The following is a 16,422-nucleotide window of genomic DNA, read 5'->3' as shown; positions in this document are numbered from 1 at the left end:
ATTTCCAAGAGGATAATCGAGTTTGGCATCATCCTCTTTTTCTTCTAAAAAATTGAACTTTTGTTGAAAAAACTAAAATCACAAAAATAATTACAACTATTTTATGAATTTATAGTGAATATATAGGAAAATAGTCGGGTCAGTACCAGCTTTTGATTCAATCTTGACGACAATTCCATTACAATTATCGGGTTTTGAAATTCATGCCTAGATATACAATTAATTAGAGGACGTATCTGTGAGCAAAGAGACTATCATCGCCCTACACGCAGAGCACCAAGGTCGCTGGAAAAACCGTGAAGAAATCGCGGAACGTATGATTGCTTTACTCGGTCAGTTGTACCGTGAAAAAAATATCATGGTTTCAGTTTTTGGTCGTTCTTTAGTTAACCGTTCTGTGATTCAAATTTTGAAAGCACACCGTCGTACTCGTATGATGGACGTAGAACTTTCAGTTGTTCACACTTTCCCATTGCTTGAAGCTTTGGCAAAAGTAGACAACATCGGTTCAGCAGAAATCGACTTAGGTAAACTTGCTGTTGAATATAAAGAAAAAGGCGGCGATGTAAATGCATTTGTTGCAGACGCTGTGAAATCTTTAGCGGGCAATCCAACAACTGTAGAAAGCAAAGATGTTGTACTTTACGGTTTTGGTCGTATTGGTCGTATCCTTGCGCGTTTAATCATTGGTCAATCTGGTCTTGGCCGTGGCTTAAACCTTAAAGCAATTGTGGTACGTAAATCATCTGATGGTGATTTAGAAAAACGTGCGTCTTTATTGCGTCGCGACTCTATTCATGGTCCATTTGCAGGCACTATTTCTGTAGATGAAGAAAATGAAGCAATTATCGCAAATGGTAACTTCATTAAAGTGATCTATGCATCTAACCCATCTGAAGTAGACTATACGGCTTATGGCATCAACAATGCATTAGTGATTGACAACACGGGTAAATGGCGTGATGCAGAAGGTCTTGCACAACACCTTCAATGCCCAGGCGCTGCACGCGTAATTTTAACTGCACCTGGTAAAGGTGACATGAAAAACGTGGTTTACGGTGTTAACCAAGCTGACATTCTTGATGAAGATACCATCATTTCTGCGGCAAGCTGTACAACAAACGCGATTACACCAACTTTAAAAGTGTTGCATGACAAGTACACCGTTGTGAATGGTCACGTTGAAACTGTTCACTCATTCACTAACGACCAAAACTTGATTGATAACTATCACAAGGCAGATCGTCGTGGTCGTGCAGCAACATTAAACATGGTTATTACCGAAACAGGTGCAGCAAAAGCAGTGGCGAAAGCATTGCCTGCATTACAAGGTAAATTAACAGGTAACTCTGTACGTGTTCCAACGCCAAACGTATCACTTGCAATCTTGAACTTAACGCTTGAGAAAGAAGTAGATCGCGAAGAAGTGAACGAATACATTCGTCAAATTTCAATTCACTCTAATCTTCAAGGTCAAATTGGTTATACCAACTCGACTGAAGTGGTTTCAAGTGACTTCATTGGTTCGCGTACTGCAGGTGTATTTGATGCGCAAGCAACCATTACTTCAGGCAACCGTTTAACTGCTTACGTTTGGTATGACAACGAAGTGGGTTATAGCTGCCAAGTATTGCGTATTGCTGAACAAATGGGCGGCGTAAGCTATCCTAAAGTTCCTGCTGAAACAAATGCATAATTTGTAGATACAGAATTTAAAATCAAAAAGAGCTTCAAATGAAGCTCTTTTTTTTGCATTTATTTCATTCTTAAATATAAGGATGAGTGTTGAAATTTCCACCTAATACGCTATCCTAAACTTACCAAAATAAAGTCTATGCTAAAAAGTAAGTAGATTTGATTTTGCTTTCAAGCTTTCAAAGCCTGAACAATAGAAATAACAGAAGGATACCGTTATGCAATATGCAACCAGTCACTTACTCGGGCAAGTCCTTGCTAAAGATTGTCCATCACGGATTCGTTTAGAACATTTAGCCAATAAATGGTCAATGTTGGTGTTGCATTGTTTAAGCGAAGGTTTGCACCGCTTTAGTGAGCTAAGACAGCGCATTGAAGGGGTGAGTGAAAAAATGCTGGCGCAAACCCTGAAAACTCTTGAGCAAGATGGGTTAATTTTACGTACAGTTTACCCAACGGTGCCGCCTAAAGTGGAATATCAACTCACTTTTGAAGGCTCACAAATTGCAGCAAGAGTGAATCAACTGATTGAGTATTTAGAACAGCATTTGCCTGAAACTTCACAGCAATCTTCTCACTAATGGATTACTCATCTTTTAGGGAAGTCGCTGTAGATGTTCCTACTCCAAAGCACATTCTGGATGATTAAATAGTGCGTCGATGTGAAAAATCATAACGATCAATCAGCAAAATCCCGATGGCAAATACCAAAATACTGACAACACAACCCATCCAGCCCCGGTGTTGCCATGCGTAGACCGCCGTCAGTGAACCAAGTGCTGCACCTGAAAAATAAATAGTCATATATACCGCATTAATGCGGGAACGTGCGGTGGCATCAATTCGGTACACCAAGTTTTGATTCAATACGTGAAAAGCAGTTAGACCAAAATAACTCATCAATACGCCAACGGCATAAGCCACAATATTCTGCTGTGCAAAAAAGAGTGGAATGCAAGAAAACAACATCAAGCCAATACATAATATTGCGACAAAATTCTCACGACCTTTGCCGACCGTTTTACCCGACCAACTTGACGAGAAAATTCCAATCACACCCAATAAACCAAAAAGCCCAATTTGAAAATCACTAAAATAATAAGGCGGATTGGCTAAAACAAAAGTCATGGAAGTAAAAACCAAGGACAAAATGGCAAAGCCCAAAGCGCCCGCGCACGCTCTACGAATTAAATGTGGTTGGGTTATAGCCAACTGAATTAAAGAACGATAAATGCCTGCCACAGTCAAATTTTTATTGGCAGCTGTAGAGGGAAGTTTTGTCCACATTAAGCCTGCAAAAAGTAGGGTGATGATGCCGCTGCTGAAATAGACAGCTTCCCAAGACCAATAGGTCGATACAAAACCCGCGAAAGTGCGCGATAAAATAATCCCCATTACCAAGCCACTCATCAATTTGCCGACAATGGCAGCACTCGATTCAGGTGGACTGATGCTAGATGCAAATGGAATAAGCACTTGTGCAGAAATCGCACCAAAAGTGGCACATACGGTAAAGAAATACAGCATGGCTAAATTGCTGCTAAAAGACAGCAAAATTTGCGAAAACGCAGCAAAAACCATCAGACTGACAATCAATTTACGCTTATTTAGCAAGTCACCTAAAGGCACGAGTAACATTAAACCTAGTCCATAGCCTATTTGTGCCAAAACCACAGCAAAGCCTGCCTGACTGGTGCTAATTCCTAAACTTTTTTCAATTGAATAAATTAAAGGCTGATTAAAATATGCCGATCCCGCACACAAGCCACAGGCGGTTGCTATGAGTAAAATAAATTTAGGCGATAAAGCAGGCGTGGTTGTGGTGGCAACAGCATTAGACATGGCGGCAGAAAGCAAACAAGGGTTAAAGCACTATAAGAACTTAGATGAGGAAGGAGAAATAAGAAAAAACGATCATATCATTGCTAAAAGAAATGAGTGTTTTGAACAATCAAGGATAAAAAGCATCTACGCATACGATTGCATAAATATAATTCGAGAAATTCTCTAAAATATGGCAGAATATACGGCTTTTAAAGTTTTAGAGGATTGGCAAGATGCGCTTTGTTGATGAAGCAGTCATTACCGTAGAGGCTGGCGACGGTGGCAATGGCGTAGCCAGTTTTCGCCGAGAGAAATTTGTACCATTTGGTGGGCCAGATGGCGGTGATGGTGGTCGTGGCGGCAGTATTTTTATTCAAGCCGACGACAACGCAAGCACCCTTGTAGATTATCGTTATACCCGTAAATTTCGCGCTGAACGTGGTAAAAACGGTTCGGGCGCAAACTGTGCAGGTCGTGGTGGTGAATCTGTCGTTTTGACCGTTCCAGTGGGCACAACCATTGTTGATACAGACTCTGGCGATATTATTGCAGATTTAGTCGAAAGCGGTCAGAAAGTATTGGTCGCTCAAGGCGGTGATGGTGGTTTAGGGAATACTCACTTTAAATCATCTACCAACCGTACACCGCGTAAATTCACGCATGGTACGAAAGGTGGGTTTCGTGAAATCCGTCTGGAGTTGAAAGTCCTTGCCGATGTAGGCTTGCTAGGCATGCCAAACGCGGGTAAATCGACCTTTATTCGTGCCGTGTCTGCGGCAAAACCAAAAGTTGCTGACTATCCATTTACCACCATGGTGCCAAATTTAGGCGTGGTGGATGCAGATCGTCATCGTTCTTTTGTCATGGCAGATATTCCAGGACTAATTGAAGGTGCAGCAGAAGGCGCAGGTTTGGGGATTCGCTTCCTGAAACACTTGGCGCGTACTCGTATTTTACTGCACATTGTGGATGTTCAACCTATTGATGGTTCTGATCCTGCGTACAATGCCAAAGCAATTCTGCAAGAGTTGGAAAAATTCTCTCCAACTTTGGCAAAGTTACCAATCGTGTTGGTGTTGAATAAACTTGATCAACTTCCTGAAGATTCACGTGAAGAATGGTGTAAACACATTCTTGAAGAATTGCAGTGGGATGGTCCTGTGTTCAAAACTTCAGGCTTAATGTCTGAAGGTACACAGCAAGTGGTGTATTACTTGATGGATCAAATTGAGCAACAACGTGAACGCGAAGTTGAAGATCCTGAGTACGCAGCAGAAATGAAAGCATTCCGTGATCAGCTGGAAGCTGAAACACGTGAACAAACCATTGCCGCGAAAGAAGCGTATCGTGAGATGCGCCGTCAGCAACGTCTTGCAGGTATGTTGGGCGATGACGACGAAGACGATGATGGTGAAGATGGCGAAGTAGAAGTGTACTACGTACGCTAAGCGCTACAAAAAGTGACTGAGGACAAGATGATAGAAGTGGTAGATGGGCAACGTCAGCTCAAGGGTTGTAAACGAATCGTTGTTAAAATCGGATCATCTTTACTCACAGCCAATGGGCAAGGTTTAGATTTGGATGCAATCTCGCATTGGGCGGGACAAATTGCAGATCTACACAATGCTGGACACGAAATTATTTTAGTGTCATCGGGAGCTGTGGCTGAAGGTATGGTGCGAATGAAACTTGAGCATCGACCCACCGATCTACCCAGTCTTCAGGCATGCGCTGCCATTGGTCAAATGGGCTTGATTCAAACTTGGTCAAGTGTGCTGGAAAAACACCAGATTCAAACTGCACAAGTCCTATTAACCCATGATGATTTGGCAGATCGTCGTCGTTATTTAAACTCGTGCGATGCATTGCAAAACCTGATTGAATGGCGCGTGATACCAGTCATTAATGAAAATGACACAGTGTCTACTGACGAAATTCGCTTTGGTGATAACGACACTTTGGCTGCGATGGTGGCAGGGCAGGTACATGCAGATTTGTTGATTATTTTGACCGATCAGCAAGGCATGTTTGACTCCGACCCACGTTCTAATCCAAACGCAAAACTGTTCCATACTGTACGTGCTTTGGATGAAAGTCTGTTTGATATGGCGGGTGGTGGCGGCAAGTTTGGGCGCGGTGGCATGCTGACCAAAGTCCGTGCAGCGCGTTTGGCGGCTAAATCGGGTTGTCCAACTTTAATTGCCAGTGGTGAAAGTGACAATGTGCTTGCGCGTTTAATGGCGGGCGAAATGTTGGGTACACTGTTCATTACTGACAATGACCGTATTGCAGCGCATCAACAGTGGTTGGCGGCACATTTACAAACGGCAGGACGTTTGGTGATTGATGATGGCGCAGTCAAAGCCATTAAAGAAAATCATCGCAGTTTATTGCCTGTGGGTGTAAAAGCGGTAGAAGGGCATTTTGAACGTGGCGATGTGGTGGAGTGTGTAGATACACAAGGTCATCGTGTCGCTGTGGGACGTGTTAATTTTAGTTCACGTTCTGCAGATTTGGTCAAAGGCTTGGCTTCTGACAAAGTGCATCAGGTGTTAGGCGAGGCACGTTCGTTGGAGATGATCCATCGCAATCACATAGCGATTTATTGATGATGCTGTAAGTTATCATTCAATTGAAGTTATTAAAAAACCCGCTTGGAATATCTAAGCGGGTTTTTTATTACTTAAACAACGCATGTCATGCTTCAAGTTTATTTAAACTGAATCGTTCCATTTGCATTGACTGTAATTTTAGATTCACCTGCTGCCATATCTTGATCAGCTACAGCCGTTTCTGCGACAGCAAATTTAGCCATACTCGCGCGCATAACAGGTTGCGGAAAATAAGAATTGGTGTTTAGGTTCAAATTAACCAAGTTATAGCCCGATTTATTCCAAGCCTGACTTAACATTTGCGCACGTTGTTGAAAGTTTTTAGACGCTTCGACCATCAACTCGTTTTCAACTTTTTTGCGTTGTGCATCCGACACGCTAAAATTAATTGATTGGGTCTGAAAGTTTTGTTGTAGCTCACTCACCAACTGGCTTGCGGCTTTAAAATCGGTGCTTTGCACACGTACTTCTGCACGACCACGCCATTCTTTTAACTTACGACTGTCATTGTCGTAAATTGGATAGGTGGTTTGTGAGCCCGTTTCAACTTTCACTTGTGGATACTTACGTGCAGTTGCAATGGCTTGGCTCATTAACTGGTTAATTTGTGATGCAAGTTCAGCAGGCTGTTTGTGACTTTTTTCAATATATAACACAGCGTGCATTTGATCATTTGAAACTTCGCGTGTAGCTTCGGCTTGAACATTGACGATATTGTAATTTAAAGATTCATTTTGTTGGGCAAAAGCAGTGCTTGCAGCACCAACAGCCAACAGGGTAGCAGCGAGAGAAAGTAAGCGCATATTTTGACCTATTATTCAGGGGATCAGGATTTATGAAAAGCGTTTGAATTGATTTAAATAGTAACTTTGCTTTGTGAGGATTTTTAGTTGAATTTGTGGTGGCTTTGTAAAATATGCGTTAAAAATTGCAGCAAAAAAGCATTTATAAAATTCAATAAAAATAATGATCTATACTATTTTGAAAATAAATGCTGCATGACTTGAGAGATTGTGCAAAAAAACGTATAAAGGAAGTGGAAAGAGTTAAATTTTCTTTCCTTTGTCACAATGTAAGATGATAATTCAATCGAATCATCTGCAAGATATGTTTTTTCGATGAAATTAGGCAATATTTGGGTTAAACCTGTTTATTTTCTAGAAAAATTAGGTATTATCCCGCTTCCTAGTCTTGAAGAACAAAACTCTATCTCGCTAGATCAAAAAAGCACCGAGTCAAAGGACCGCAAGTCACCAGACTTATTTCTTTCAACCCATATCAGAGATGGTAATTCGATATGAGCGTTACTTCTGTAAACCCTGCCAACCATTCCACAAACGAATACTACTTGACTCGCCAAAGTCAGATGGAATCGAATGTGCGTAGTTATCCTCGTAAATTACCGTTAGCGATAGCGAAAGCACTGGGTTGTTGGGTTACCGATGTTGAAGGTACTGAGTACCTAGATTGTTTGGCTGGGGCAGGAACCTTGGCATTGGGCCATAACCATCCTGCGGTGGTTCAAAGCATCCAAGACACTTTAGCGAGTGGTTTGCCATTACATACCCTAGATTTAACGACACCTTTGAAAGATGCTTTTACTGAAGCGTTACTTTCACACATGCCTGGTGGTCAAGAAGAATACTGCTTGCAGTTCTGTGGTCCTACAGGTGCAGATGGCACAGAAGCGGCAATCAAACTTGCAAAAACCTATACAGGTCGTAGCTCAGTCATCAGCTTCTCAGGTGGCTATCATGGTATGACTCATGGTTCATTGGCGATGACAGGTAACTTGTCTGCAAAAAACGCAGTCAATGGTTTAATGCCTGGTGTTCAATTTATGCCATATCCGCATGAATACCGCTGCCCACTTGGTATTGGCGGTGAAGCGGGTGTAGATGCTTTAACGTATTATTTTGAAAACTTCATTGAAGATGTAGAAAGCGGTGTAACTAAGCCTGCAGCTGTGATTCTTGAAGCAATTCAAGGTGAAGGCGGTGTAGTAACTGCACCAATTAAATGGTTGAAAAAAATCCGCGAAGTGACTGAAAAGCACAACATCGTTTTAATTTTAGACGAAGTTCAAGCGGGCTTTGCACGTTCAGGCAAAATGTTTGCATTTGAACATGCAGGTATTGAGCCAGACGTGATTGTAATGTCTAAAGCTGTTGGTGGTGGTTTGCCATTGGCTGTACTTGCAATTAAACGTAAGTTTGACGCATGGCAGCCTGCAGGTCACACGGGTACTTTCCGTGGTAACCAATTGGCAATGGGTACTGGTCTTGTGGTGCTTAAAACCATTAAAGAACAAAACCTTGCACAAAATGCGCAAGAGCGTGGTGAGTTCTTACAAGCTGAATTGAAAAAATTAGCTGTTGAATTCCCATGTATTGGTAACGTGCGTGGTCGCGGTTTAATGATTGGTATCGAAATTGTAGATGAACGCCAAGAAAAAGACCGTTTAGGTGCTTATCCAGCAGACTCTCAATTGGCTGCTGCTGTTCAAGCTGCATGTTTTGACAACAAATTGTTGCTTGAGAAAGGTGGTCGTGGTGGTACGGTAATCCGTTTACTTTGTCCACTCATCATTACTCAAGAAGAGTGTGTAGAAGTCATCGCTCGCTTCAAGAAAGCAGTTGCTGAAGCGTTAGTCGCAGTTCGAGGCGCATAAGTTTATGGTAGATTTTGCAGAACATCGTAAAGCGTTACTCTGCAATGATGCTCAATCCATTGCTGACTACAGTGCAGCAATGGAACAAGCGACTCAAGCAGTCGCGGCATGGTTGCAAAATGACAAAATGTACACAGGCGGCAGCATTAAAGAATTGCGTGAAGCGATTTCTTTCCAGCCTGCAAAACAAGGTTTGGGTGTACAAAAGTCATTGGAACGCATGGTTGAGCTTTTCTTAAACAAAAGTTTAAAAGTTCATCATCCACATTCTTTGGCACATTTGCATTGTCCAACTATGGTGGCAAGCCAAATTGCAGAAGTTCTCATTAACGCAACCAACCAATCTATGGACTCTTGGGATCAAAGCCCTGCAGGTTCATTGATGGAAGTACAACTAATTGACTGGTTACGTCAAAAAGTTGGCTATGGTGCAGGTCAAGCGGGCGTGTTCACTTCAGGTGGTACGCAGTCTAACTTGATGGGTGTGTTATTGGCGCGTGATGCGTGTATTGCAAAGAACTGGAAAGATGAAAACGGTAATCCGTGGTCTGTTCAGCGCGATGGTATTCCAAGCGATGCAATGCGTAATGTGAAAGTCATTTGTTCTGAAAATGCACACTTCTCTGTGCAAAAGAACATGGCGATGATGGGTATGGGCTTCCAATCGGTTGTTACTGTACCTGTTAATGAAAATGCACAAATGGACGTGGTTGCACTTGAGCAAACCATGGCGCATTTAAAAGCTGAAGGTAAGATTGTTGCATGTGTGGTTGCAACTGCGGGTACAACCGATGCGGGCGCGATTGATCCACTTAAAAAGATTCGTGACATCACCAATCAATATGGCGCGTGGATGCACATTGACGCAGCTTGGGGTGGTGCATTAATTCTTTCTAACAGTCATCGTGACATGCTTGATGGTATTGAGTTGTCTGATTCTGTGACACTGGATTTCCATAAGCATTATTTCCAAACTATTTCGTGCGGTGCGTTCTTACTGAAAGATGAAGCGAACTATCGTTTCATGCACTATGAAGCAGAATATTTGAACTCTGCTTATGATGAAGAACATGGCGTACCAAACTTGGTGTCTAAGTCATTGCAAACAACGCGTCGTTTTGATGCGTTGAAACTTTGGATGACGATTGAAGCATTAGGTGAAGAGCTTTACGGTTCTATGATTGATCATGGTGTGAAGCTAACCCGTGACGTTGCTGATTATATTAAAGCGACTGTAGGTTTAGAATTGTTGGTTGAACCACAATTTGCTTCAGTGTTGTTCCGTGTTGTGCCTGAAGGTTATCCTGCAGAGTTCTTGGATAGCTTGAACCAAAACGTGGCAGATGAATTATTTGCACGTGGTGAGGCCAATATTGGTGTAACTAAAGTCGGTAATGTTCAATCATTGAAGATGACGACTTTAAGTCCAGTGGCAACACTTGAAAACGTGAAAAACTTGTTAGGCCTAGTATTGGCAGAAGCAGATCGCATTAAAGATGCGATTGTCGCGGGTACTTATACGCCACCAATCGACTAATGCTTTCATTATTCAGATTGTTATGAAATACAACAAAAGAAGTCACTACGGTGGCTTTTTTTGTGTCTGATTAAAAATATTGCAGTGAAGTGTTGTACCGTTCTTGCTTGAATTTTGTGATGGATTGGGTGTTTTGGGCTCAAATAATGCACTGCGGATGTCATAAAAATTACGCAATTGGCGAATAAACCATCAATTTTGGTAGAAAAAACCATAAATAATGATGACATTGGCATGAATTATTACAATTTGAAATTTAAATACTGAAAAAAATAAGCACTCTAGTGTTTTATTAGTTATTGATTTTAAATCATTTAAAAATTATTTTAGATACGAAAAGCAAATATAACCAAAGCGTAACAAAGCTGTAACATGGTTGTCATATTATAAAACCACAATGCAGTTATCGAAATAAGTACAAAACTTAATAACAAGTGACGTACTCCGAACTTGCATACTATGAGAGAGAACAGAATGCGCTTTACTAACATCGCCATTGCTTTAGCCGTATCTGCAGCAGCTGTAACAACTGCTAACGCAGCTCGTGACACCATCCAAATCGCGGGTTCTTCAACCGTTCTACCATACGCAAGTATTGTAGCAGAAGAATTTGGTAATACTTTCCCACAATTCAAAACTCCAGTTGTTGGTTCAGGCGGTTCTTCAGGTGGTTTGAAGCAGTTCTGTACAGGTGTGGGTGATAACACAATCGACATCGCGAACTCATCTCGTAAAATTAAAGATTCAGAATTAGCTGCTTGTAAAAAAGCAGGCGTAAACCAAGTTTTAGAAATTAAAATTGGTTACGACGGTATCGTATTTGCTTCTAACGCAAACAAAGCGGCTTACAAATTAAAGCCTTACCATGTATATGCAGCAATTGCAGCTCAATTACCATCTAAAGGTAAAATGGTTGCTAACCCATATACACGTTGGAACCAAATTGACAAAACACTTCCAAACGAGCCTATTACACTTGTAATTCCAGCGTCTAACCACGGTACACGTGAAGTGTTCCAAGAGAAAATGGTTGATGCAGGCTGTGAAGCTTATGCTGCAATCAAAGCATTAGACAAAGATGCGCAAAAGAAAGTGTGTACTACTTTCCGTAAGGATGGTCGTGTAATCGAAATCGCGGGTGACTACACAGAAACACTGGCACGTTTGAAAACTTCTCCAAGCGCAGTAGGTGTATTCGGCTTAGGTTTCTATGACCAAAACCGTGACCGTTTACGTGTTGCAACTGTAAACAACGTAGCGCCATCTGAAAACACAATTTTAAATGGTTCTTACCCTGTATCACGTCCATTGTTCTTCTACGTGAAAGGTGAGCACCTTAAATCAATCAAAGGTTTACCGCAATTTACTGAATACTTCTTGAGCAAGAAAGTATCTGGTAAAGGTTCTAAATTAGACAAAGCAGGTTTGATCTCTATGTCTGACAAAGAGCGTGCACAAGTTCTTGCTAACTTCAAAGCTGGTAAAGCGGTTAAGTAATTTGAGTTAAAGCAGCTGATGGCAGGGAACAACCTGCCATCGGCTTTTTGCTAAGAAATGTTTTTTCAAAAACACAAATTGAAAAAACAGTGGAGAATACATGAATCTGCTACTCATAGGTGTGTTATTGGCGATTATCGCCGTAGCCTATCAAATCGGGTTAAGCAAGAGCCGTAACCTAGCAGGTAAGGGAAATAACTCTGCAATGTTACATTCACGCCCAGGATATTATGGCGCGTTGGTAGCATTATGGTGTGGTATTCCTGCTTTTTTAATTTTGATTGTTTGGAACTTGGTTGAACCAAGTATTCTAGAGCAAGTGGTAATTAATAATGTGCCAGCGCACATTGCTGCAAGCCTAGACCCTGCAAGTACAAGTGTTTTGGTTGATCGCGTACAAGCCATTGCATCTGGTTTTGGTGTAAGTGATACACCTGCTGCATACGAAGTTGCAGCGGCAGAGCAATTAGCGAAAATTGAAACCATTGGTTCTTATGCCAAACTTGCGGTGGTGATCTGTGCGGCCTTATTTGGTTTGCTGTGGGCAAAGAAACGTGTTTCACAACAATTCCGCGCACGTAACCAAGTTGAAAAAATCATCAACATTTCTTTGGCATTATGTTCTGGTGTTGCGATTCTAACTACGGTTGGTATTGTGATGTCCATGTTCAGTGAAGCGATGCGATTCTTTAGTTTCGTTAGCCCACTGGATTTCTTCTTTGGTACAGTCTGGAACCCTGGTTTTAGCACCTCGGGTAGTGCAGATGGCAGTTATGGTTTACTTCCATTACTGTGGGGCACATTGATGGTGAGTGGTATTGCTTTATTAGTTGCAGTACCTATTGGTTTAATGATCGCCATTTACCTTGCAGAATATGCATCGCCTAAATTCCGTGCATGGGCAAAGCCGACCATTGAAGTTTTAGCAGGTATTCCGACCATTGTGTACGGTGTATTTGCCATGATGATCATTGGTCCGTTCCTTAAAACAGCTGGTGCAATCATTGGGCTAGATATTAATGCCACGAGTGCATTAACTGCTGGTTTAGTGATGGGTATTATGATCATTCCTTTTGTATCTTCATTGTCTGATGACATTATTACGCAAGTGCCGCGTGCGCTACGTGATGGTTCTTTAGGCTTAGGTGCAACCAAATCTGAAACCATTCGTCGTGTGGTGATGCCAGCTGCATTACCAGGGGTGATTGGTGCGTTCTTACTTGCTGCGTCACGTGCAATTGGTGAAACCATGATTGTGGTGTTGGCTGCAGGTAATAGTCCTTTACTACACGCAAACCCATTAGAAGCGGTATCTACGGTTACGATTACGATTGTGAACCAATTAACAGGTGATACAGATTTCGCAAGTCCGCAGGCATTGGTTGCTTTCGCACTTGGTTTGACCCTGTTCGTGATTACCTTAGGTTTGAACATTGTTGCACTATACATTGTGCGTAAATATCGTGAGCAATACGACTAATGAGTACTTCAAATACATCGTCTTTGGATCAGTTAGATCCACAAGCTGCTGCCGAATTACGTGAACAACGTAAAAAAACCATCGCCAGTTCATTGGGTAAGCGTCATCGTAAGGAAAAAACCTTCCGTTTGATGGGGTTCTCGGCAGTTATTGCAGGTTTATTCTTTGTCGTATTGTTATTCGGCAGTATCTTATCTAAAGGTTTGCCTGCGTTCTGGCAAAGCAGCATGAGCCTTCCAATTTACTTCGATCCAGCGATTGTCAATGCAGGTCCAAAACCTAAAGCGATTGCAGGCGAGTCACCAGCACAATACGAAGATCGTATGATTGCGTGGCAAACCGAAATGGGTATGGTCGATTGGGATGCTGTAATCGTGAATGGTATTGTGGCGAAAGACAAAGCGCTTGAAGCTCAGCGTGATGATCTTGGTTACTTATATACCAGTTCTGAATCATACCGTGTTCGTGACATGGTCTTGGCTGATCCTTCTTTAATTGGTCAAACCAAAGAAGTGAAAGTGCTTGCAGATGCGAACGTTGATGTATGGTTAGAAGGCAAGATTGACCGTAGTTTGCCAGATGAGCAGCAACAATTAAGCCCTGAAGTACGTCAATTGGCAGATCAGCTCGAATCACAAGGTATTATTGAAAGTACTTTCAATACCAATATTTTTGTTAGCCCAGACTCACGTAGTTCTCCAGCGACTTCTGGTTTGGCAGGTGCATTCATGGGTTCATTATTCATGATGCTGATTGTGATCTTTATTTCGATTCCAATTGGTGTTGCATCAGCAATTTACTTAGAAGAATTTGCGCCAAAAAATGCGATTACTGATATTATTGAAGTGAACATCAATAACTTGGCCGCTGTACCTTCTATTGTATTTGGTTTGTTGGGTGCCGCGATCTTTATTGGTTGGATGCATTTACCATTGTCTGCACCATTGGTCGGTGGTTTGGTACTGAGTTTAATGACTTTACCAACAGTGATTATTACCACGCGTGCATCATTAAAAGCAGTGCCGCCGTCTATTCGTCAAGCTGCTTTAGGTTTGGGTGCTTCTCGTTTACAAACAGTGTTCCACCACGTACTCCCACTTGCATTGCCGGGTATTTTAACGGGTGCAATTATTGGTGTCGCACAAGCTTTAGGTGAAACCGCACCATTGTTATTAATTGGTATGAGTGCTTTCGTTGCCAGTGTACCAGCAACTCCACTTGATCAATCTACTGCGTTACCTGTGCAAATTTTCTTATGGCAGGGTAATGAATTGCGTAACTTCTTCGAGGGACGTACCGCTGCAGCCATTATCGTACTACTTGCGCTAATGATTGGCTTAAACAGCCTTGCAATTTGGTTACGTAAGAAGTTTGAAGTACGCTGGTAATTGAGGGCAGAGAATATGAATGCTGTAGCAAGCACAGAAAAACAGAATTCCTTAGAACAGGATAAGCAAGTGAATCCACAACAAAGCCAATTTACATCTACCGATGTAGAACAGAAGCAATCATCGACTTCGTTTGTTTCACAATTTGATACGCAAACTTCAAGCAAAAAAGAAGCGAAATCATCAAATGTAAAGTTAAGTACCAATGACGTGCATGTGTACTATGGTGAATCTGAAGCGATTAAAGGTATTGATTTAAATATCTATGAAAATGAAGTTATTGCTTTCATTGGTCCATCAGGTTGTGGTAAATCTACGTTCTTGCGTACTTTAAACCGTATGAACGACACGATTGATAGCTGTCGTGTAACGGGTAAAGTAATGTTGGATAACCAAGACATTTATGACCCGAACCTTGACGTGGTGTTATTGCGTGCGCAAGTGGGCATGGTGTTCCAGAAGCCAAACCCATTCCCGAAATCAATTTTTGAAAACGTAGCCTATGGCCCTAAACTGCATGGTTTAGCACGTGATAAGTACGATTTAGAAGAAATTGTAGAAAACAGCTTGCGTAAAGCAGGTTTGTGGGATGAAGTGAAAGATCGTTTGAATCAACCAGGCACAGGTCTTTCTGGTGGTCAGCAACAACGTCTTTGTATTGCGCGTACCATTGCGGTAAGTCCAGAAGTAATTTTGATGGATGAACCATGTTCGGCACTTGACCCAATTGCAACGGCAAAAGTAGAAGAGCTAATTTCTGAACTTTCTACTCAATATACGATTGCGATTGTAACGCACTCAATGCAACAGGCAGCGCGTGTATCTGACCGTACCGCATACTTCCATTTAGGTGATTTGATTGAAGTGAATGCAACTGAAAAAGTATTTACTCAGCCAGACCATCAATTAACAGAAGCATATATTACAGGTCGTTTTGGTTAATCTGCTTAAGTCCTGAAAGCTATTAAAACAGAATCTTAGGATTCTGTTTTTTTGTTATAGTATTGATTGTTTTGTACGCGCAGCGAAAATAAAAAATGCAGTTTCCTTCACAAGAAGAACGACAACAGGCAAAACCAGCACGCCAAGCCACGAAAAAAATAATCGATGCCTTGTTTGGATTTCAACATAGTGCAGAGACGATAGCAGCACTTTTGGTTTTGCTGAGTATTTTATTGGCAACGTTTTTTAACCATGATGGGTGGTTTCCAACTTCTCAAAGCCCCAATATGAGCAATTATCATCGTTGGTTGTATGATCAATTTGTGATAGTTTCAGGTGTGATAGTGCTTGTTGTTTATTTTAGGGTACAGCAGCAAGCAAGTGATCCCCATTTTCGGCAGGCTTGGCGAGACTATATCGATGCCAATGCTAAATTTAAGTTTTATCGCTATGTAAAAGCACAACAAAAAAATAAGTTACCGTTCTTGCACAGTGCAGTAGGTGAATTTCTTTGCGTAATGTGTCTCTGCGTAGGTTTAGTGTGTTTCTATTCAATGCTTACACCTTCAGATCATGAGCGTAGAGGTAGTTTTCTACTGTTTGGTTGGTGGCCGATCAACGCACTTATTATTGGGATTTGCTATCAGGGGCAAATTTGGTTTGCTGTACGTTTAATGGCTGTTCGGCAGATTTCTAAACGATATTTACGATTGATTCAAAAAGAAGCTGCTTTAAGATAGAAAAAGTATTGAAAAAGTCTAAATTGACCTAATGTA

General features: G+C 41.6%; 14 protein-coding genes. 12 read left to right on the top strand and 2 right to left on the bottom strand.

Annotated features, from left to right (window positions below; all coding sequences use genetic code 11):
* Window positions 1-238 precede the first annotated feature (238 nt).
* Entirely contained in the window at window positions 239-1,696 is a 1,458-nt protein-coding gene (locus FTU70_RS00885; RefSeq protein ID WP_004971695.1) for a glyceraldehyde-3-phosphate dehydrogenase, read from the top strand.
* A gap of 217 nt (window positions 1,697-1,913) precedes the next feature.
* A complete protein-coding gene (locus FTU70_RS00880; RefSeq protein WP_004971692.1) occupies window positions 1,914-2,276 on the top strand; it encodes a helix-turn-helix domain-containing protein in 363 nt (120 codons plus the stop codon).
* 64 nt (window positions 2,277-2,340) lie between these two features.
* Here FTU70_RS00880 and FTU70_RS00875 read toward each other — a convergent pair whose 3' ends face one another.
* A complete protein-coding gene (locus FTU70_RS00875) occupies window positions 2,341-3,537 on the bottom strand; it encodes an MFS transporter (RefSeq protein WP_167845911.1) in 1,197 nt (398 codons plus the stop codon).
* Between FTU70_RS00875 and FTU70_RS00870 the strand changes: the two genes are divergently transcribed.
* From FTU70_RS00870 to proB, 3 genes are read left to right on the top strand one after another with little or no spacing between them, the layout of a single operon-like run.
* Entirely contained in the window at window positions 3,518-3,706 is a 189-nt protein-coding gene (locus FTU70_RS00870; protein WP_154320879.1) for a hypothetical protein, read from the top strand. The two genes, FTU70_RS00875 and FTU70_RS00870, sit on opposite strands and share 20 nt — an antisense overlap.
* 46 nt (window positions 3,707-3,752) lie before the next feature.
* Window positions 3,753-4,967, top strand: a complete 1,215-nt coding sequence (gene cgtA / locus FTU70_RS00865) for an Obg family GTPase CgtA (RefSeq protein ID WP_179988339.1) — start codon at window positions 3,753-3,755, stop codon at window positions 4,965-4,967.
* Window positions 4,968-4,994: 27 nt separating this feature from the next.
* Window positions 4,995-6,128 (top strand): glutamate 5-kinase, encoded by a 1,134-nt coding sequence (gene proB / locus FTU70_RS00860; protein ID WP_004971685.1) that lies wholly within the window; start codon window positions 4,995-4,997, stop codon window positions 6,126-6,128.
* Window positions 6,129-6,229: 101 nt separating this feature from the next.
* Here the strand turns inward: proB and FTU70_RS00855 are convergent, their stop codons facing one another.
* Window positions 6,230-6,934, bottom strand: a complete 705-nt coding sequence (locus FTU70_RS00855; protein WP_096901090.1) for an SIMPL domain-containing protein — start codon at window positions 6,932-6,934, stop codon at window positions 6,230-6,232.
* A gap of 494 nt (window positions 6,935-7,428) precedes the next feature.
* Here FTU70_RS00855 and FTU70_RS00850 point away from each other — a divergent pair, with 494 nt between their 5' ends.
* The 7 genes from FTU70_RS00850 (at window position 7,429) to FTU70_RS00820 (ending at window position 16,386) form a co-directional block, all read left to right on the top strand.
* Complete coding sequence (locus FTU70_RS00850; protein ID WP_004971681.1) at window positions 7,429-8,802, top strand: diaminobutyrate--2-oxoglutarate transaminase; 1,374 nt, start codon at window positions 7,429-7,431, stop codon at window positions 8,800-8,802.
* Window positions 8,803-8,806: 4 nt separating this feature from the next.
* Window positions 8,807-10,339, top strand: a complete 1,533-nt coding sequence (locus FTU70_RS00845) for an aspartate aminotransferase family protein (RefSeq protein ID WP_104851766.1) — start codon at window positions 8,807-8,809, stop codon at window positions 10,337-10,339.
* A gap of 474 nt (window positions 10,340-10,813) precedes the next feature.
* Window positions 10,814-11,836 carry a substrate-binding domain-containing protein gene (locus FTU70_RS00840; RefSeq protein WP_179988340.1) on the top strand — a complete coding sequence of 341 codons (1,023 nt, stop codon included), beginning with the start codon at window positions 10,814-10,816 and terminating at the stop codon, window positions 11,834-11,836.
* A 100-nt stretch (window positions 11,837-11,936) separates the two neighbouring features.
* Window positions 11,937-13,316 carry a phosphate ABC transporter permease subunit PstC gene (gene pstC / locus FTU70_RS00835; protein WP_004971674.1) on the top strand — a complete coding sequence of 460 codons (1,380 nt, stop codon included), beginning with the start codon at window positions 11,937-11,939 and terminating at the stop codon, window positions 13,314-13,316.
* Window positions 13,316-14,704: a phosphate ABC transporter permease PstA gene (pstA, locus tag FTU70_RS00830; RefSeq protein WP_104851768.1), complete on the top strand. Its 1,389-nt coding sequence runs from the start codon at window positions 13,316-13,318 to the stop codon at window positions 14,702-14,704. Before pstC ends, pstA begins: the two co-directional genes overlap by 1 nt.
* A gap of 15 nt (window positions 14,705-14,719) precedes the next feature.
* Window positions 14,720-15,646: a phosphate ABC transporter ATP-binding protein PstB gene (pstB, locus tag FTU70_RS00825; protein WP_004971671.1), complete on the top strand. Its 927-nt coding sequence runs from the start codon at window positions 14,720-14,722 to the stop codon at window positions 15,644-15,646.
* Between the two features lie 95 nt (window positions 15,647-15,741).
* The gene (locus FTU70_RS00820; RefSeq protein ID WP_104851769.1) at window positions 15,742-16,386 is read left to right on the top strand and encodes a hypothetical protein; all 645 of its coding nucleotides are present in this window, start codon (window positions 15,742-15,744) and stop codon (window positions 16,384-16,386) included.
* Window positions 16,387-16,422: the final 36 nt, after the last annotated feature.

The sequence above is a fragment of the Acinetobacter sp. YH12135 genome, from assembly GCF_013418565.1.
In the GTDB taxonomy this organism is placed as follows: Bacteria; Pseudomonadota; Gammaproteobacteria; order Pseudomonadales; family Moraxellaceae; genus Acinetobacter; species Acinetobacter towneri.
Note: the sequence above shows the minus strand (reverse complement) of the source record. Positions and strands in the feature narration are given on the sequence as shown.